Annotated in this window: 16 protein-coding genes; 11 read left to right on the top strand and 5 right to left on the bottom strand. The window is 70.6% G+C overall.

Annotated elements, in window-relative coordinates; genetic code table 11:
- Window positions 1–191 precede the first annotated feature (191 nt).
- Genes ABD235_RS20125 through ABD235_RS20095 form a run of 7 tightly spaced genes read left to right on the top strand, consistent with a single transcriptional unit; the run spans window position 192 to window position 10,013 of the window.
- Window positions 192–2,525, top strand: a complete 2,334-nt coding sequence (locus ABD235_RS20125) for an MDR family MFS transporter (RefSeq protein ID WP_344176189.1) — start codon at window positions 192–194, stop codon at window positions 2,523–2,525.
- A 57-nt stretch (window positions 2,526–2,582) separates the two neighbouring features.
- The gene (locus ABD235_RS20120) at window positions 2,583–3,890 is read left to right on the top strand and encodes an SWIM zinc finger family protein (protein WP_344176188.1); all 1,308 of its coding nucleotides are present in this window, start codon (window positions 2,583–2,585) and stop codon (window positions 3,888–3,890) included.
- Between the two features lie 17 nt (window positions 3,891–3,907).
- Window positions 3,908–5,278: a DUF5691 domain-containing protein gene (locus ABD235_RS20115; protein ID WP_344176186.1), complete on the top strand. Its 1,371-nt coding sequence runs from the start codon at window positions 3,908–3,910 to the stop codon at window positions 5,276–5,278.
- The gene (locus tag ABD235_RS20110) at window positions 5,275–6,357 is read left to right on the top strand and encodes an ATP-binding protein (protein WP_344176184.1); all 1,083 of its coding nucleotides are present in this window, start codon (window positions 5,275–5,277) and stop codon (window positions 6,355–6,357) included. Before ABD235_RS20115 ends, ABD235_RS20110 begins: the two co-directional genes overlap by 4 nt.
- Window positions 6,357–8,543 (top strand): DUF5682 family protein, encoded by a 2,187-nt coding sequence (locus ABD235_RS20105; protein WP_344176182.1) that lies wholly within the window; start codon window positions 6,357–6,359, stop codon window positions 8,541–8,543. Before ABD235_RS20110 ends, ABD235_RS20105 begins: the two co-directional genes overlap by 1 nt.
- Window positions 8,543–9,694 carry a VWA domain-containing protein gene (locus tag ABD235_RS20100; RefSeq protein WP_344176179.1) on the top strand — a complete coding sequence of 384 codons (1,152 nt, stop codon included), beginning with the start codon at window positions 8,543–8,545 and terminating at the stop codon, window positions 9,692–9,694. The genes ABD235_RS20105 and ABD235_RS20100 overlap by 1 nt, the downstream gene beginning before the upstream one ends.
- Window positions 9,695–9,725: 31 nt before the next feature.
- Window positions 9,726–10,013 (top strand): hypothetical protein, encoded by a 288-nt coding sequence (locus ABD235_RS20095; RefSeq protein ID WP_344176177.1) that lies wholly within the window; start codon window positions 9,726–9,728, stop codon window positions 10,011–10,013.
- Between the two features lie 2 nt (window positions 10,014–10,015).
- On the opposite strand, the gene ABD235_RS20090 is transcribed toward ABD235_RS20095, so the two are convergent.
- Entirely contained in the window at window positions 10,016–10,357 is a 342-nt protein-coding gene (locus ABD235_RS20090; RefSeq protein WP_344176174.1) for a YciI family protein, read from the bottom strand.
- A gap of 61 nt (window positions 10,358–10,418) precedes the next feature.
- Window positions 10,419–10,871 (bottom strand): SRPBCC family protein, encoded by a 453-nt coding sequence (locus ABD235_RS20085; RefSeq protein ID WP_344176172.1) that lies wholly within the window; start codon window positions 10,869–10,871, stop codon window positions 10,419–10,421.
- 95 nt (window positions 10,872–10,966) lie between these two features.
- Here ABD235_RS20085 and ABD235_RS20080 point away from each other — a divergent pair, with 95 nt between their 5' ends.
- On the top strand, window positions 10,967–11,545 hold the full coding sequence (locus tag ABD235_RS20080) for a TIGR03086 family metal-binding protein (protein ID WP_344176170.1): 579 nt from the start codon (window positions 10,967–10,969) through the stop codon (window positions 11,543–11,545).
- Here ABD235_RS20080 and ABD235_RS20075 read toward each other — a convergent pair.
- Both ABD235_RS20075 and ABD235_RS20070 read right to left on the bottom strand, forming a co-directional pair.
- The gene (locus tag ABD235_RS20075) at window positions 11,514–12,722 is read right to left on the bottom strand and encodes a hypothetical protein (RefSeq protein WP_344178694.1); all 1,209 of its coding nucleotides are present in this window, start codon (window positions 12,720–12,722) and stop codon (window positions 11,514–11,516) included. The genes ABD235_RS20080 and ABD235_RS20075 overlap by 32 nt on opposite strands.
- On the bottom strand, window positions 12,706–13,749 hold the full coding sequence (locus ABD235_RS20070; RefSeq protein ID WP_344176167.1) for a glycosyltransferase family 2 protein: 1,044 nt from the start codon (window positions 13,747–13,749) through the stop codon (window positions 12,706–12,708). Before ABD235_RS20070 ends, ABD235_RS20075 begins: the two co-directional genes overlap by 17 nt.
- A 70-nt stretch (window positions 13,750–13,819) precedes the next feature.
- Between ABD235_RS20070 and ABD235_RS20065 the strand changes: the two genes are divergently transcribed.
- Window positions 13,820–14,383, top strand: a complete 564-nt coding sequence (locus ABD235_RS20065; RefSeq protein ID WP_344176164.1) for a TetR/AcrR family transcriptional regulator — start codon at window positions 13,820–13,822, stop codon at window positions 14,381–14,383.
- Window positions 14,380–15,240: an LLM class F420-dependent oxidoreductase gene (locus tag ABD235_RS20060; RefSeq protein ID WP_344176162.1), complete on the top strand. Its 861-nt coding sequence runs from the start codon at window positions 14,380–14,382 to the stop codon at window positions 15,238–15,240. The genes ABD235_RS20065 and ABD235_RS20060 overlap by 4 nt, the downstream gene beginning before the upstream one ends.
- Before the next feature lie 32 nt (window positions 15,241–15,272).
- Here ABD235_RS20060 and ABD235_RS20055 read toward each other — a convergent pair whose 3' ends face one another.
- Window positions 15,273–16,307 (bottom strand): LacI family DNA-binding transcriptional regulator, encoded by a 1,035-nt coding sequence (locus ABD235_RS20055; RefSeq protein ID WP_344176160.1) that lies wholly within the window; start codon window positions 16,305–16,307, stop codon window positions 15,273–15,275.
- 129 nt (window positions 16,308–16,436) lie between these two features.
- Between ABD235_RS20055 and ABD235_RS20050 the strand changes: the two genes are divergently transcribed.
- Window positions 16,437–17,735, top strand: a complete 1,299-nt coding sequence (locus ABD235_RS20050; protein WP_344176159.1) for an ABC transporter substrate-binding protein — start codon at window positions 16,437–16,439, stop codon at window positions 17,733–17,735.
- The last annotated feature ends 6 nt before the right edge of the window (window positions 17,736–17,741 follow it).

Genomic DNA, 17,741 nt, shown 5'->3' with positions numbered 1-17,741 from the left:
GCGCGTCCCGCCGTTCGGAACAGACCGAACAGCCGGTGGGCTGACCCGGCCTGCACTGTCACGCTGAGCTGCCTTACAGTTTCCTACTGCAACCAAATAGGCCTGGGTGAGGACCTGGAGGCCGTACTCCGCCCCGGAGCAGCCCGACCGGCTGCTCCGGCCGAACGACTGCGTGAGGACGGATCCACCCGATGTCTGTCACCGAGGCCGCGCCGGCCGACCCTGTGGCGGCGAAGCCCGCCGATCCCGAGCTGACGCACCGGGAGATCCTCGAGATCCTGGTCGGGCTGCTGGCGGCGCTGTTCACCGCGATGCTCAGCTCGACGATCGTCAGCAACGCGCTGCCGACGATCATCGCGGACCTCAAGGGCAGCCAGACCCAGTACACCTGGGTGATCACCGCGAGCCTGCTGGCGACCACCGTCTCCACGCCGGTCTGGGGCAAGCTGTCCGACCTGATCAGCAAGAAGCTGCTCGTCCAGCTCGCGATCGTGCTGTTCGTGGTCGGCTCGGCGCTGGCCGGGATGGCGCACACCGTGCCGTTCCTGATCGGCGCGCGGGTCCCGCAGGGCCTGGCGATGGGCGGCCTGATGGCGCTGGCCCAGGCGATCATCGGCGCCGCGATCCCGCCGCGCGACCGCGGCCGGTACTCCGGCTACATGGGTGCCGTCGTCGCCGTCGCCACGGTCAGCGGCCCGCTGCTCGGCGGCGTGATCGTCGACACCAGCTGGCTCGGTTGGCGCTGGTGCTTCTACGTCTGCGTGCCGCTCGCGGTGATCAGCCTGATCATGCTGCAGCGGTACCTGCACCTGCCGCTGATCAGGCGCAAGGTGCGGATGGACTACCTCGGCGCGATCCTGATCAGCGGCGCGGCGAGCCTGCCGCTGGTGTGGGTCTCGTTCGCCGGCACGCACTTCCCGTGGTGGTCGCGCGAGACGGCGTACTACCTCGGCGGTACGGCGGTGCTCGCGCTCCTCGCGGTGATCGTCGAGACCCGCGCGAAGGAGCCGCTCGTCCCGCTGACCGTCGTCCGCGAGCGGACCACGGCGCTCGCGATCGTGGCCAGCCTGGCGGTCGGGCTCGCGATGTTCGGCAGCGCGGTGTTCCTCGGCCAGTACTTCCAGATCGCCCGCGGCTACAGCGCGACCGAGTCCGGCCTGCTGACGATCCCGATGATGCTCGGCTCGTTCTTCGGTTCGGTGGGCGCCGGGCAAATGATCACCCGGTACGGGAAGTGGAAGCGTTACCTCGTGCTCGGCGGGCTGCTGCTGATCGGCGGGCTCGGCGTCCTCGGCACGATCGATCACACCACGCCGTACTGGTACCTGGCGGTCGGCATGGGCGCGATGGGCATCGGCATGGGCATGCTGATGCAGAACCTGGTGCTCGCGGTGCAGAACACTGTCGACGTCAGCCAGGTGGGGGCTGCGAGTGCGTCGGTCACGTTCTTCCGCAGCCTTGGGGGTGCGGTGGGTGTCTCGGTGCTGGGGGCGGTGCTTGCCAATCGGGTGACCGAGCTGATCACGAGCAACCTGCGGGCGCTCGGGCCGGACGGAGCTGCTGCGGGGCGGGCTCTGCAGGACGGGTCGGGGACGAGTGTGCTGGACGTGGGGTCGCTGCCACCGCAGCTGGCGGAGGTCGTGCGGCACGCGTACGGGGATGCGACCGGGCGGATCTTTTTGATTGCTGCCGCGGCTGGGGTGGTGAGTCTGCTGGCGGTGCTGCTCATCCGGGAGGTGCCGCTGCGGCGGACGGTGGCGATGAGCGGGGATGGGGTCGGCGCGGAGGCGGGTGCCGTGGGCGGTTCCCGGGCGGGTGCCGGTGCGAGCGCCGGCGCGGGTGGGGGTGCGCCAGTTGACCTGGCGGCTGCTGCGGCGCCGGGTGCGGCGTCGACCGGTGCGGTGGCGGAGCCGGCGGACGACGCGGAGCGGGACGCGCTGGTGGCGCTGGGGGTGATCACGTCCGCCGAGCGGACCGCGCTCGAGCGCGAGCGGGAGGCCGACGAGCGGGTCGCCGCGGCGGCAACCGTGATCCGGCAGATGCGGACCGACGTGGCCGACCTGTTCACGCGGGTGGACCAGCAGATCGCGGACCTCGAGCGGACGCTGCCGACGGTCGACAGCGAGCACCCGATGGCGCCGGTGCTGGCGGCACAGCCGCAGGACGGCGCGTGGGTGGACGAACTGCGGCGGTACGAGCTGAGCGTGCTGAGCGCGAGCCAGCGGACTGCCGACCACCTGAGCGAGACGGCGAAGGCCGAGGCCGACGAGATCGTGGCGGCCGCTCGGACCGAGGAGGAGGCAATCCGCCGGCGCATCGCAGGCCTGCAGGCAGTCGAGCAGCAGTTGCTTGGCGCCGTACGGGATGGTCTGTCGGAAACCCCGACCCCGCCGCCCACTCCGCCGCCGGCGCAGCCGGTCGGGTCGGGGGAGGCCCGGCCCACCACCCCGTCGCCCATCAACGGCCAGCCGGTCGGCAACGGTTATCCCAGCCACTACGAGTCCGAGCAGCAGGCCTTCGGCTGAGCTGTCCGTCGTGGATGGCATGCTCTCGTCTAGGTGCAGGCGAGAGCGGGGAGCGTTGTGGGGCCGTGGGATGTGGAGCAGGTGCTCGCGCTGGCGCCTGATCCTGCCTCCGCCAAGGCCGGGCAGGCGCAGGCTCGGGTGGCCAAGTGGTCCGAGGCCGGTAGCTCGGAGGGTGCGCTGTGGGGGTACTGCCAGGGCAGCGGCAAGTCGCCGTACCAGACCTCGGTCGACCTGAGCGGTCCGGCGTTCAAGTGCAGCTGTCCGAGCCGGAAGTTCCCGTGCAAGCACTCGCTCGGGCTGATGCTGCTCTGGGCCGCTGGTGCGCTGCCGGTGGCGGAGGAGCCCGAGTGGGTCGACATGTGGCTGGCCGAGCGGAGCACTCGCGCGGAGAAGGCGGCCGAGCGGGCCGAAAAGAAGCCGGGTGAGGTCGCTGACCCGCTGTCGGCTCAGGCGCGGGCGTCGCGGCGGGCTGACCGGGTGTCGGCGGGCATGGCCGAGCTGGAGAGCTGGTTGGACGACCAGGTACGGCGCGGGCTCAGCGGGTTCGAGCAGCGCGGGTACGAGGAGCTGAGTCGGCTGGCTGCCCGGATGGTCGACGCGCAGGCGCCGGGCGTTGCGGGCGCCGTACGGCGTGCTGCCGGCGTGGTCGGGCGAGGGCACGGGTGGCCGGGCGAGCTGCTGGAGGAGCTGGCGCTGATCCACCTGACGGTGTCGGCGCACGGCCGGCTGGCCGAGCTGCCCCCGTCGATGGCTGAGACCGTGCAGACACGGATCGGGTGGACGGTCGAGACGGCGCGGGTGCAGGCCGAGGGGGAGAAGGTCGAGGACGACTGGCTGGTGCTCGGCCGGGTGGTCGAACCGGACGACCGGCTGACCGTCCGGCGCCTATGGTTGCGTGGGGCAACAACTGGTCGCCTGGCCCTGATTCTTGCTTTCGCGCCCGCGGGACGCCGGCTGGACCCGCTTCCTGCCCGCCCTGGTGAGGTCGTGCCTGCCGTTCTTTCCTTCTACCCGGGTGCGCTTCCGCTTCGCGCTCTGCTCACCCAGACCGCCCCGCGTCTCCCCGGCACCAGACCTTCCGGCCTGTCGACTCACCAGGCGCTCGTCGCGTACGTGGAGTCGTTGACCGCGGACCCGTGGAACGAGCGCTGGCCGTTGGTGCTGCAGGACGTCCGGCCGGCGCGCAACGGTTCGGCGTGGGCGCTGGTGGATGGCGAGGGCGCGCTGGAAGTCCTGCCGACCTTCGACCCGTGGAAGCTCCTGGCCGTCTCCGCGGGTGCTCCGATCACCGTCGCGGGCGAGTGGAACCGCGCCGGCTTCCGCCCGATGACCGTGTGGGACGGGGAGAGAGCGGTGATGGTGTGAGGGGCTGGGACGGTCTCGTGTCCTCCGCTCTGCTGGGGACCGATCGGCGGCCGCCGGTGTACGACGAGCTGCCGCCGGCGGTGCGGGAGCAGCTGACCGACGATGCCGGGCTACTGGACGCGGCCGCGTTGGCGACGCTCTACAAGCGGGCGGGACGCCTTCCCCTGCAGGGGATCGAGCCGTTGCCCGAGGCGGAGGGTGAGGACCGGCCGTTGCCGCGGTCGAACGCGATTCGACGGTTGGCGGCGATGCTGACGGGATTCCAGTCGGCGGCGTTGGGTGAGTGGTTGCGGATCGCGGAGGCCAAGGGCTGGGGGATCCCGCCGGAGCACCTGCCGGCGTTGGCGGACTACGCGAAGGGGCGGGCGGAGTACCGGCCGTTGGTCATTGCTGCTGCGGGGAGGCGGGCGGCCTGGCTGGCGGACCTGAATCCGGAGTGGCGGTTCCTGCACGAGGCGGTCAACGACGATCCGCAGTTGTGGACCCATGGGAACTCGTTGCAGCGACGGGCGTGGTTCAGGAGATTGAGGGAGAGTGACCCACTGGCTGCGCTGGAGGCCCTGCGCGAGGTCTGGCCGACGGAGACCGCCGCCACGCGGCTGGAGTTCCTCGGCTCGCTCAGAACCAAGATCAGCAAGGCCGACGAGGAGTTCCTGGAGCAGGCCCTCGACGACAGGTCGAAAGACGTCAGGCGATTGGCAGCGGAGCTGTTGGCGCGGGTCGCGGGGTCGCAGTACAGCGTGCGGATGTCCGAGCGGGTCGGAGCGCACCTGATGGAGTCGCAGGACGTCCTGGTGGTGACCTTGCCCGAGCGCGTCACCAAGGCGATGGAGCGCGACGGCATCGACCCGCAAGCACACCCCGGCCTGGGCCGCCGGGCCGGCTGGCTCAAGCAGCTGGTCGCCGCGGCCCCGCTGCCGTCACCGGACCTGCTCCAGCTGCCAGTGGAGGGCGTAGCGGCCGAGGTGCTCCAAGCCGCCTGGGCCGAAGCCACAGTCCGCGACCAGAACGTCGACTGGGCCCGCGCCCTCCTGCTGAGCAACGCGGCTACCGACGGCCGCACGAGCGAGCTGCTGCGGGTGCTGCCGGAGGCCGAGCTGCCCAAGGCGATCGACCACCTGCGGACGACCATCGACCTGTCCGAGCTGGTCGGCGGCCTCCCGGTCCCGTGGCCGGAGCCGGTCGCCGTACTGGTGCTCGACCTGCTCGCCAAGGCCGGCACCCACCGCAGCTGGGCCCGCCTGGCCAGCACCGCGGCGCGCGCCGTACCGCCTGAGGTCCTGAACCACCCGATCACCCGTGAGCCCACCGGTGAGGAAGACACCTGGCGCCTGCGGCTCGTCGAGACCCTGATCTTCCGTCGTGAGATGTACGAGGAGCTGTCATGAGCACCACAGCAGTGATGCGGCCGCACGCCGAGGCCGAGTACGCCGAGGAGCTGGCCGCGCTGGTGGCGACGGACGATCGGGTGCGTCCGCCGGCCTGGCGGCTGTCGCCGGCGGCGGTGGTCACGTACCTGCTCGGCGGACAGGCCGGCGACACCGAGATCACACCCAAGTACGTCGGCCCGCGGCGGCTGATCGAGGTGGCCGTCGCCACGCTCGCGACGGACCGGGCGCTGCTGCTGCTCGGCGTACCGGGTACGGCGAAGACGTGGGTCAGCGAGCACCTGGCCGCGGCGATCTGTGGTGACTCGACGCTGCTCGTCCAGGGCACGGCCGGTACGGCGGAGGAGGCGATCCGCTACGGCTGGAACTACGCGCAGCTGATCGCGCAGGGCCCGAGCGAGGCCGCGCTGGTCCCGAGCCCGGTGCAGCGCGCGATGGCCGAGGCGAAGATCGCCCGGATCGAGGAGCTGACCCGGATGCCGTCCGACGTCCAGGACGCGCTGATCACGATCCTGTCGGAGAAGTCGCTGCCGATCCCGGAGCTGGCCGGGGAGATCCAGGCCCGCAAGGGCTTCAACGTGATCGCGACCGCGAACGACCGGGACAAGGGCGTGAACGAGTTGTCGAGCGCGCTGCGGCGGCGGTTCAACACCGTCGTCCTGCCGCTGCCCGACTCCGCCGACGACGAGGTCGAGATCGTCTCCCGCCGGGTCGCGCAGCTGGGCGCCTCGCTCGAGCTGCCGCCGCAGGACAGCGCGCTGGACGAGATCCGCCGCGTCGTCACGGTGTTCCGCGAGCTGCGGTCGGGCCGGACCGAGGACGGCCGGACCGCGGTCAAGTCGCCGTCCGGCACGCTGTCCACCGCCGAGGCGATCAGCGTGGTCACCGGCGGTCTCGCCTTGGCCGCCCACTTCGGCGACGGCGTCCTGCGCTCGTACGACGTGGCCGGCGGCATCCTCGGCGCGGTCGTGAAGGACCCGTCGGCCGATCGCGTGGTCTGGTCGGAGTACCTGGAGACCGTCGTCCGCGAGCGCGACGGCTGGTCGGACTTCTACCGGGCGTGCCGGGACCTGAGCTGATGTCCGTCCACCTGTTCGGCATCAGGCACCACGGACCGGGCTCGGCCCGGGCGCTGGTGGCCGCCCTGGCGGAGCTGCAGCCGGACATCGTGCTGATCGAGGGACCGCCCGAGGCCGACAAGGTGGTCGAGCTGGCCGCCGACCCGGAGATGGTGCCGCCGGTCGCGTTGCTGGCGTACGCCGTCGACGACTCGACGCGGGCCGCGTTCTGGCCGTTCGCGGTGTTCAGTCCGGAGTGGCAGGCGATCCGGTTCGCGCTGGCGGGCGGCGTACCGGTGCGGTTCTGCGACCTTCCGGCCGCGCTGATGTTCGGGTCGTCGGAGCGGGAGCGCGGGTCGTCGATCGATCCGCTCGCGACGCTGGCCGCCGCCGGTGGGTACGACGATCCGGAGCGCTGGTGGGACGACGTGATCGAGCACCGGCGGGACGGCGCCGAGCCGTTCACGGTGATCGCGGAGGCGATGAGCGAGCTGCGCCGTGACGAGCAGGCCACCGGCCGCGAGGCGCAGCGCGAGGCGTACATGCGGCAGACGCTGCGCAAGGCGATCAAGGAGGGCTACGAGCGGATCGCCGTGGTCTGTGGTGCCTGGCACGTACCGGCGTTGTCGCTACCGTTGCCTCCGGCAACTCATGACGCGCGGATCCTGAAAGGTCTCGCGAAACGCAAGGTGGCCTGCACCTGGGTGCCGTGGACGCACAGCCGGCTGGCCAACGCGAGCGGGTACGGCGCCGGCGTGACCTCGCCGGGCTGGTACCACCACCTGTTCACCGCGCCCGACCAGATCACCACGCGCTGGCTGACCAAGGTCGCGCGGGTGCTGCGCGACGAGGACCTGCCGGTGTCGAGCGCGCACGTGATCGAGGCGGTCCGGCTCGCGGAAACCCTGGCCGCGTTGAGAGAACGGCCGCTCGCCGGGCTGAGCGAGATGACCGAGGCGACGCGCGCCGTACTGTGTGGCGGGAACGACGTACTGCTGGATCTGGTGACCCGGGAAGCGGTCGTCGGAGAGCTGCTCGGGACCGTACCGGGCGACACGCCGCAGGCGCCGGTCGCTGCGGACCTGGCGGCGCAGGCCCGGCGGCTGCGGCTCAAGCGGGACCCGGCCGAGCGCGTGATCGACCTCGATCTGCGCAAGGAGAACGACCGGGAGAAGTCGCATCTGCTGCACCGGTTGAGGATTCTCGGGATCTCCTGGGGGCTGCCGACGTCGGACGACCGCCGGGCCCAGGGGACGTTCCGCGAGATGTGGAAGCTGGCGTGGGATCCCGAGCTCGAGGTGGATCTGGTCGCGGCGGGAGCCCACGGTACGACGGTGGCCGGGGCGGCGACGACGGTGATGCTCGCGGCCGCGGCGGAGTCGTCGACGCTCGCCGAGGTGACGTCTGCGCTGGAGCGGTCCTTGTTGGCGGATCTCGGCGAGGCGTTGCCGGCGTTGCTGGCGGGAGTCGACACGCGGGCGGCGAAGGACGCGGACGTCGGGCATCTGATGGCCGCGCTGCCCGCGTTGGCGAGGTCCGCGCGGTACGGCGACGTACGGGGAAGTGACACGGCAGGGCTGGGTGCTGTCGCCGAGCGGATGGTGGCTCGGGTGTGTGCTGGGCTCGGGCGGACGGTGCACGGGTTGGATCCGGATGCGGCGGCATCGGTGCTGGAGCTGATCGACGGCGTGCAGGATGCGACGGCGTTGCTGTCGTCGGACTCCCGGGAACTCTGGCTGGCCACGCTTGAAGGACTTAGCGACCGTACGTCGGTGCCGCCGCTGATCGGCGGGCGGTTGACGCGGCTGATGCTCGACACCTCGCGGGTGGAGTCGGGCGAGGTGGCGCTGCGGCTGGGGCGAGCGTTGTCGCCGGGGACGCCGACCGGCGAGGCGGCCGGATACGTCGAAGGGTTCTTGGCCGGTGGTGGACTGCTGCTCGTGCACGACGAGCGGTTGCTGGGGCTGGTCGACGGGTGGCTCTCCGGGATTCCGGACGAGGCGTTCCTGGAGGTGCTGCCCTTGCTGCGCAGGACTTTCGGGACCTTCGCGAAGCCGGAACGGCGCTCGATCGGCGAGCGGGCGCAGGCGCTGGGCGGCGCTGTGCGGGTAGTTGCCGTTGACGACGATCTCGACGCCGAGCTGGCGGCTTCGGTGCTCCCGACCGTCGCGCGGCTGCTGGGTCGGGCACCATTGGTGGAGGTCTGATGTCCGACGACGAACGGCTGCGGCGCTGGCGGATGGTCCTGGGCAGCGAGGCGGACCCGGAGACCGGCACCACGTTGTCCAAGGCTGACCAGTCCGTGGATGCGGCACTGGCTGCCCTGTACGACGCCGAGCGAGGCGAGCCGGGGACCAAGCGATCGGCCGGGCTCGGGTCCTCGGCGCCACGGGTGGCGCGGTGGCTGGGCGACATCCGCGGGTACTTCCCGAGCTCGGTGGTCCAGGTGATGCAGCGCGACGCCGTCGAGCGGCTCGGGATCACCCGGATGCTGATGGAACCCGAGCTGCTGAACGCGGTCGAGCCCGACGTCCATCTGGTCAGCACGCTGCTCGCGCTGAACGAGGTGATGCCCGAGGAGACCAAGCAGACCGCGCGCGACGTCGTCGGCCGGGTCGTCGCGGATCTGGAGAAGCGCCTTGCCGAGCGGACCCGGGCGGCCGTCACGGGAGCGCTCGACCGGGCCGGGCGGACCGGCCGGCCGCGGCACGCCGACATCGACTGGGACCGGACGATCCGGATCAACCTGAAGCACTTCTCGCCGGCGCTGGGCACGATCGTCCCGGACCGGCTGGTCGGGTACGCCCGGCGCAACCACAGCGTCCAGCGCGACATCGTGCTCGCGATCGACCAGTCCGGCTCGATGGCCGAGTCGGTGGTCTACGCGAGCGTGTTCGGCGCCGTACTGGGGTCGCTGCGCTCGCTGCGGACCAGCCTGGTCGTGTTCGACACGGCGGTCGTGGATCTGACCGATCAGCTGGAGGACCCGGTCGACGTGCTGTTCGGGACGCAGCTCGGTGGCGGCACCGACATCAACCGGGCGCTGGCGTACTGCGAGACGCTCGTCGCGCGACCGGCCGAGACCGTGCTGGTCCTGATCAGCGATCTGTACGAGGGCGGGAACCGGGAGGAGCTGCTGCGTCGTACGCGGTCGTTGGTCGAGTCCGGAGTGCAGGTGGTCGCGCTGCTCGCGTTGGCCGACTCCGGCGCGCCGTCGTACGACGCGGACAATGCCGCTGCCTTCGCCGACCTGGGTGTTCCGACGTTCGCCTGCACTCCGGATCTGTTCCCGGATCTGATGGCCACCGCCATCCGTCGCGACGACATCAACCAGTGGGCGGCCACCAACCTGATATAGTCATCGATAATTACTATCAAGGATGGTGACTATGACTGCCGTGGAACTGACCCGCTTCAGGGCGTCCCGGACCGAGGACCTGCTGGCCGCCCGCCCGGCGATGCTCGCCGACTTCGCGGCGGACCGGAAGGGCTTCCGGTCCGCGCGCCTGGTCCAGCTGGCGAACGACGAGTGGCTCGATGTCGTCGAGTGGGAGACCAGCGAGGACTACGCCGCCAGCAGCGCGAAGGGCCCGAACCTGCCCGGCATCGTCGCGTTCTTCGCCGCCATCGACTCGCTGGTCGTTGCCGAGGAAGGTGTCCTCGCCTCCTTCGCCTGAGCTCAGTCGGCGAGCCGGAGGATGTCGATCTCGGTGCCGGGGTCGACCTCGGCGAAGCGCAGCGCCCACTGGATCGCCTCGTCGCGGGAGGCGACGCGGATGATCGAGAGACCGGCGACGAGTTCCTTCGTCTCGGCGAAGGGGCCGTCGAGGACCCTGGGCGGGCCGTCGGGGAAGGTGATGCGGGCGCCGTGCTTGCTGGGGAGCAGGCCTTCTGCGGTGAGCAGGACGCCGGCCTGGCGCATCTCCTCCAGGACCGCGTCGGCGCGGACGAGGACCTCCGGGTCCGGGGCCTGGCCGGCCTCCAGCGCGGGGTTGGTCTTGTGCATCAGCGCGAATCGCATGACACCTCCTCAGGCCGACCGTAGCGGGATCGGGCCTGCTTGTCCCAGGCGCTTCAGATGCCTACCGCGGGACGTCGCCTCGCCAGGCTCCGGTTTCGGAGCCCCGGGACTCGATGAAGGACTTGAAGCGCTGGAGGTCGCCCTTGACGCGGCCCTCGACGACGCCGAGCTTGTCGCCGACGGTCTCCAGGAAGCCCTCGGGGTCGATCTCCATCTGGGCGGTGACGCGGGTCTTGGTGGGTTCGAGCTGGTGGAAGGTGATGACGCCGGCGTGGTTCGGGCCGGAGTCGGACTTCCAGGCGACGCGCTCGTCGGGGTGCTGCTCGGTGATCGTGGCGTCGAACTCGCGGGTCGCGCCGCCCACCTTGGTCACCCAGTGGGTGTGCGTCGCGTCGAGCTGGCGGATCTCCTCGACCCCTTCCATGAACTGCGGGAAGGACTCGAACTGGGTCCACTGGTTGTACGCGGTCGTGACCGGGACGTCGACGTCCACCGACTGCGTGATGCCACTCATCGTTGACCTCCTCGTCGGGTGCGGGCTTTCCTGGTACCCAGCGTGCCGCGGCTCAGACGGTTCAGTTTCGGTCGATCGGATGGCAGGGTGGCCCGATGGCAGACATCGGGGAGCGGTACCGGCGGCGCGCGACAGCCTTCGAGGCCAAGGTCGCGGCGGTGAAACCGGGGGACTGGGGCAACCAGTCGCCGTGCGTGAAGTGGTCGGCGCGGGACGTGGTCGACCACGTCGTCGCGATGCACGGGTACATGCTCGGCCCGGTCGGTCGTTCGTTCGCGGGCGACGATCCGCTCACGACGTTCCGGCAGGCCAGGGCGGCGGTCGAGGAGGTCCTCGACAACCCCGAGCTCGCCGCGCAGGAGGTCGACACCCCGGCCGGCCGGATGACCGCCGAGGCGCAGATCGACCAGGTGGTCAGTGACGACCTGGTGCTGCACGGCTGGGACCTCGCGCGGGCGACCGGTCAGGACGAGGCGATGGATCCCGAGGACGTCGAGCGGCTCTGGCGCAGTACGACGTCGATCCCGGCCGAGATGATCACGCTCTACCGCACGCCCGGCGCCTTCGGCCCCGACGTGGAGGTGTTCGGCCCGGAGATCCCGGTCCCCGAGGACGCGCCGCTCCAGGACCGCCTGCTCGGCTTCATCGGGAGGGATCCTTCAGTACGGCGCTGAGCCGGTCCGCCGCGTAGTACACCGAACTGTCCGCACACACCGGCGCCTCGTCGAGCCGCGCAGCCAGCGTCCCCGCGTCCGGCACCAGCAACGCGTCGCCGCGGTCCACCACAGGCTGCAGGTACTCGTGCCCCGGCAACTCGGCCACGGCGGTCTTGCAGCCGAGGGCCATCCCCTCGAACAAGGCCGTCGTCGAGACGCCGACCTGGTACGCCGCGGTCCGCTGCAGCTCGACCGTCGACTCGGCCGATCCCGCGGAGACCCGCAGACGGCTGTCCACCGGCAGCAGGTAGTCGCCGAGGTGCTCGCTCGGGTGCAGCCGGTAGACCACGTCCAGCTCCGGCCGCGACCCCGCGAAGGTGACCGCGAAGTCGAACAGCTCCCGCCCGATCGTCCCCTGCGACAGGAACAGCACCTGGTCGTCGACCTTCAGCGAAGCGTCGGCGGCAGGCAGGAAGGGCGCGCCGATCACGGCCGTCGACATCCCCGCGGGCAGCTCGGCGACGGTCTCCCAGTACGAGCCGAAGCACCACAGCTCGTCCGGCTGGTCCGCGACCACCGGGCTGCCCGGGTAGCTGTAGCCGAGGTGGTACGGGCTGATCGCGCCGTGCTGCAGCTCGATCACCGGTACGCCGAGGTCGCGGGCCGCGCCGGTGATGTGCTGGTGGAAGTACGACACCACGGAGTACACGGTCTTGATCCGGTGCCGCCGCAGCAGCGCGCGGTACAGCGTGCGCAGCCGCAGGTGCTTCGGGATCTCCCGCGCGACCAGCGCGCCGATCGGGACCTTGACGCCGGTCAGCGCCTCGAGCGCGTTCGCGATCGTCGTGGTCCGCGCGTCGATCGAGCGGCTGCGGACCGCGCCCGCGGCCGAGGTGAAGAAGTCGAGGTTTCGGCTGCCGGCCAGCGGCGTCCCGTTGATCCCGGAGTCCAGCACCAGCGCCGACGCGCCGAGCTCGGCGCGCAGCTTGTCGGTGTAGATCTCGATCCCGGCCGGCTTGCGCGGGTGCGGCACCACCAGGGCGTCGTACGCGCCGGAGGCCAGGAACGGGTTCTTCCCGACCACGCCGGCGACGTGCTTGCCGACCAACCGGGCCTTGTCCGAGCGGGTCCGGCGGACCGGGTGCGGCTCGCCGTGGATGCCGCCGCGCTTGGTCAGCTCATGGAAGACGCGCATCCGGATGATCGGCCACGGGTGGGCGCCCTGGATCCGCCAGCTCAGCAGATCCAGCTCCCGCTCCAGCTGCCAGATCGCGTGGCACAGCGTCGCCACCGTCGGTGTGGTGCCGTTCCCGGTACTCGTCATGGTTGATCCCTACTATGCCCGCGAGGCTGCCGATGCCCGAGAAGAACCGGCGGACGGCCTTCAGCAGATAGGTCTTGCGTACGAGCACCAGACCGGCCAGGCCGTAGACGAAGGCCGATCCGATCCGCGCCAGAGCATAGGCCAGCGCCTTGACCATGCTGGCCAGGCCCGGCCGGATCAGGACCCGGGAGATGCTGTCGCCGCTGCCGGACCGGAACGCGCGCCGGACCAGCCAGCGCAGCGTCGTCCGGGACGCGGGCACGTCCTCGGTGATCCGGGCCTCCTCGCACCAGACGATCCGGAACCCGGCCTGGTGCACGCGCAGGAAGAAGTGCAGGTCGCTCGACCCGGTGAACCGGAACGCCGGGTGGAAGGCCGGCGTGACCTGGTGGTACACCTTCTGCGCGACCAGCGTGTTGTTCGTGTACGCCTTGTTCAGCACGTCACCGGTCTTGTGCTTGCCGGTCGAGTCGTGCACGTCGCTGTACCGGTTCCAGGCCGGCGCGTCCGGCGGCAGGATGCCCTGGATCGGCCCGGTCACGACGTCCGCGCCGGTGCTCTCCCACGCGCCGAGCAGCGTCGCCAGCCAGCCTTCCGGCGCGACCTCGTCGTCGTCGACGAAGATCAGCGCGTCGTCGTCCCAGCACAGCTGCACCGACTTCTCCCGCGCGAACGGGATCCCCGGCTCCGGCTCGATCGCCGACTCGACCTGGTACGGGCCCGTTGACGCGGCAATCACTTCCGCGGCCGAGCCGGCCGCGTCGTTGTCCACCACGACGATCCGTACGGCGAAGTCGCTGTCCGCGGGCAGCTCCTGGGCCTGCAGGCTGTCCAGCAGGGCCTTCAGCAGCTCGGGTCGCCGGAAGGTGATCACGGCGATCGCGACGGAGGTGCTCATGGCGACCGAGACTATCGGTCGCCGTACGGGGACACCATTCGATGCTGTACCTCTGGGTACAGTGAACAGGGTGGAGACAGTCGAACGGTTGATCCGGAGCACGCAGCAGCTGCTCTGGGAGCGGGGCTACGTCGGGACCAGCCCGAAGGCGATCCAGGCGGCGGCCGACGCCGGCCAGGGCAGCATGTACCACCACTTCTCCGGCAAGGCCGAGCTGGCGAAGGCGGCGATCGAGCGGTCGGCGACCGAGCTGAGCGCGGCCGCCGAGGAGCAGCTGTCCGCGCCCGGTACGGCGGTCGAGCGGATCGCGCGGTACCTGGAGCGCGACCGGCAAGTGCTCAAGGGCTGCCGGATCGGCCGGCTCACCGCCGACCCGGACGTGATGGCCGACCCCGCGCTGCGGGCGCCGGTCGAGGCCACCTTCCGGCGGATCCGGGAACGGCTCGCCGAGATCCTTGCCGAGGGCAACCAAGCTGGTGAGTTCCCGGAGACCCTGGATCCGGTGGCCACGGCGGCGACGGTGGCCGCCGTACTGCAAGGTGGGTACGTGCTGGCGCGCGCGGCGAACGACGACGAGCCGTTCGACCAGGCGGTGCGAGGGATGGTCCAACTACTGCAAGGAGTCGCTTCGTGAGGATCGGTGCCGTCTTCCCCCAGCTCGAGATCGGCAGTGACCCGGCGGTGGTCCGGTCCTGGGCCGAGACCGTCGAGCAGGCCGGCTACACGCACGCGCTGGCCTACGACCACGTGCTCGGCGCGGATCCGGCGAATCGTCCGGGCTGGTCGGGGTACACCGACAAGTCCTTGTTCCACGAGGTTCTCGTGCTCTTCGGGTTTCTCGCGGCCGTCACCACCCGGTTGGAGCTGGTGACCGGGGTCGTGATCCTGCCGCAGCGTCAGACCGCGCTGGTCGCGAAGCAGGCCGCCGAGGTCGACGTCCTCAGCGGCGGCCGGCTCCGGCTCGGCGTCGGCATCGGCTGGAACCAGGTCGAGTACGACGCGCTCGGCGTCCCCTTCACGCAACGCGGCGCCAAGCTCGAGGAGCAGGTCGACCTGCTGCGCAAGCTCTGGGCCGACCCGGTCATCTCGTACGACGGCAAGTACCACCAGGTCGTGGAGGTCGGGCTCAACCCGCTGCCGGCGCGCCGGATCCCGATCTGGTTCGGCGGCACCGCCGAGGCCGTTCTGCGTCGTACGGGGCGGATCGGGGACGGCTGGATGCCGCAGAGCGACCCGGACGAGGAGGCGCGTGCTGCCGTCGAGCGGGTCCGCCAGTACGCCGTGGAGGCCGGCCGCGATCCAGCAGACGTCGGCTTCGAGGCCCGCCTCACGCTCGGTCGCGTCCCGGAGTCCGAGTGGGCTGCCTTCGCCCAGGCCTGGAAGGACATCGGTGCGACCCACCTGAGCGTGAACACGATGGGGATGGGCCTGAAGAACCCGACCGACCATGCGAAGGTCCTGCAGGACGTGCTGCCGCTGCTCGGTCCCTGAATGAGGGGAGGGGAGGGGGCCGCGCCAGGCCCCTAGCCTCCGGCTGGGGCAGATCCAGCTGCGGCTGGGGTGTTCGCTGTCGAGCCCCTGACCACCAGTGGGCACGGCAGTGTGACGATCTCCGTCGGGCTCTCCGGGTCGGCGATGCGGCGGCGCAGCAGGTCGATGCCGGTCTCCACGATGGCGTGGATGGGCTGGGCGACCGTCGTGAGGTCGAAGGACTCCCAGGCGGCCAGGTCGGTGTTGTCGTAGCCGATCAGCCAGACGTCGTCGGGCACGCGCACGCCCAGCGCGCGGGCGCCGTCGAGGATGCCGAAGGCGAGCAGGTCGGTCATCGTGTAGATCGCGGTCGGCGGCTTCTTCTGCGACAGCAGCTTCTGCGCGGCCGCGTGGCCGTCGGCGTGCTGTACGCCGACGGTGACGGTGTTGCGCGCCTTGATCTTCACACCGGCCTCGTCGAGCGCGGCGCGGAAGCCGAGCTCGCGGTCGCGTGAGGTGTTCCCGGTGTGCTCCAGCCGGACCAGCCCGATCTCGGTGTGGCCGGCTTCGGCGAGGTACCGGCCGGCGTCGTACGCGCCCTGCCAGTTGTCGCCGACCACCTGGTCGCAGTCCAGTCCGTCGATGCCGCGGTGCAGCAGGACGGTCGGCGTACCGGACTCGACGGCCATCGTGTGCAGCGTCGAGTCGTACGTCGCCGAGGTCAGCAGGAAGCCGTCGACCAGCCGCTGCTGCAGGACCTTGCTGACCGACTCCTCCGGGTCGTGCTCGATGTTCCACAGGATCATGTGCAGTCCGACCGAGCTCAGCACGCGGCCGATCTCGTCCAGCAGTTCGGCGTGGAACGGGCTGGTCACGCGGGTCATGAAGACCCCGATCGTGTCGGTACGCCCGGTCTTCATCGCGCGGGCCAGCGCGTTCGGCGTGTAGTTGGCCTCCTTGAGCACCTGGAGCACGCGCGCCCTGGTCTCCGGGTTGACCTTCGGATTGTTGGTCAGCACCCGGGACACGGTCGCCTGGGACACTCCGGCCAGGCGCGCCAGGTCCCTGCTCGTCGGCGGTCGACTCACCGCGGCCTCCCCTCGTGGTCGGACCCGAACCCTACTGAAGAGTGTGGTCCTTCGCCGTTGACCGGCCGTAGATCGCTGTGTATACGTATTCATTGTATACGTATTCACTTACGTGGACGGGAGATTCCGGTGCAGACAATCCCCTCCAACCTCAGCCGCCGCAGGTTCCTGGCGGGGCTGGGCGGACTCGCGGCCGGCGGTGTGCTCGCCGGCTGTGGCGGTGGCGGCAACGACGCGGGCGGTGGCGGCAAGAGCCTCACCTTCCTCAACTGGCAGACGGTCAAGGGCACGCCGCTGGAACAGGCGATCCAGGCCCACGAGAAAGCCTCGGGCGCGACCGTCACGGTGCAGCCCGCGGTCACCCAGGAGTACGACACCAAGATGCGCACGCTGCTGGCCGGTGGGGCACCGCCGGACGTGATGCGGATCAACGACGACTTCGTCCGCGGGTTCTCCGAGCAGGGCGCGCTGCTGGACCTGCGCCCGTACATCGAGAAGGACGGGCTCGACACCTCGCAGTTCGCCAAGGAGGTGTACGAGTTCCCGAAGCAACCGGACGGCTCGCACACCGCGTGGGTGATCGGGTACGAGCCCCGCCTGGTCTTCTACAACGTCGACCTGTTCAAGCAGGCCGGCGTACCGCTGCCGCCGACGACGTGGAGTCCGGAGGGCTGGCACTGGGACGACTTCGTCGACCGGGCCAAGAAGCTCACCGTGCCTGGTCAGCGGTACGGCGCGCTGGTGTACCTGGACACCGGGTACGAGCAGACGTTCACCGTCAACCACGGCAGCGAGACCGGGATCTTCTCCACCGACGGCACGAAGTTCACGCTGTCCGGGGACAAGGAGATCGAGGCTCTTCAGTGGGCGACCGACCTGACCTGCAAGGAGAAGGTGCAGCCGCCCTGGTCGTCGCTGCAGCAGGACAACGCCGAGACGCAGATGTTCGCGCAGGGCAAGCTGGCGATGCTCTACGCGACCTTCGGCACGGTGCCGTACCTGCGCAGCACGATCAAGGACTTCACCTGGGACGTCGCGCCGCCGCCGGCCGACCTGGAGCAGAAGACCGAGTCGAGCGTGATCGTGTTCTGCATCCCCAAGGCGGCGAAGAATCCCGACCAGGCCTGGGCGCTGCTGAAGTACCTGGCCGGCGAGGACGGCGGCCGGATCCTCCTGCAGGGCGGCGCGTTCACGCCGATCAACAACAAGGCCGCCGCCGAGCTCGCGCCGAACGGCACGATGCCCGAGCACATCGGCCTGTTCGGCGAGGCGTCCAAGCACCTCACCGCGACCAACCAGACCAAGAACACGCTCGGCGCCCGGGAGCTGTACCGGCCGGCGCTCGACCAGGCCTACAACTGCGAGAAGCCGGTCGCCGAGGTGCTGCGACAGATCACGCCGCAGGTGGAGACCGCACTGAAGGGCTGATTGCCA

Source organism: Kribbella lupini (assembly GCF_039529595.1).
Lineage (GTDB): Bacteria > Actinomycetota > Actinomycetes > Propionibacteriales > Kribbellaceae > Kribbella > Kribbella lupini.
The sequence above is the reverse complement of the archived record's forward strand: the minus strand, read 5'-3'. Positions and strand labels throughout refer to the sequence as shown.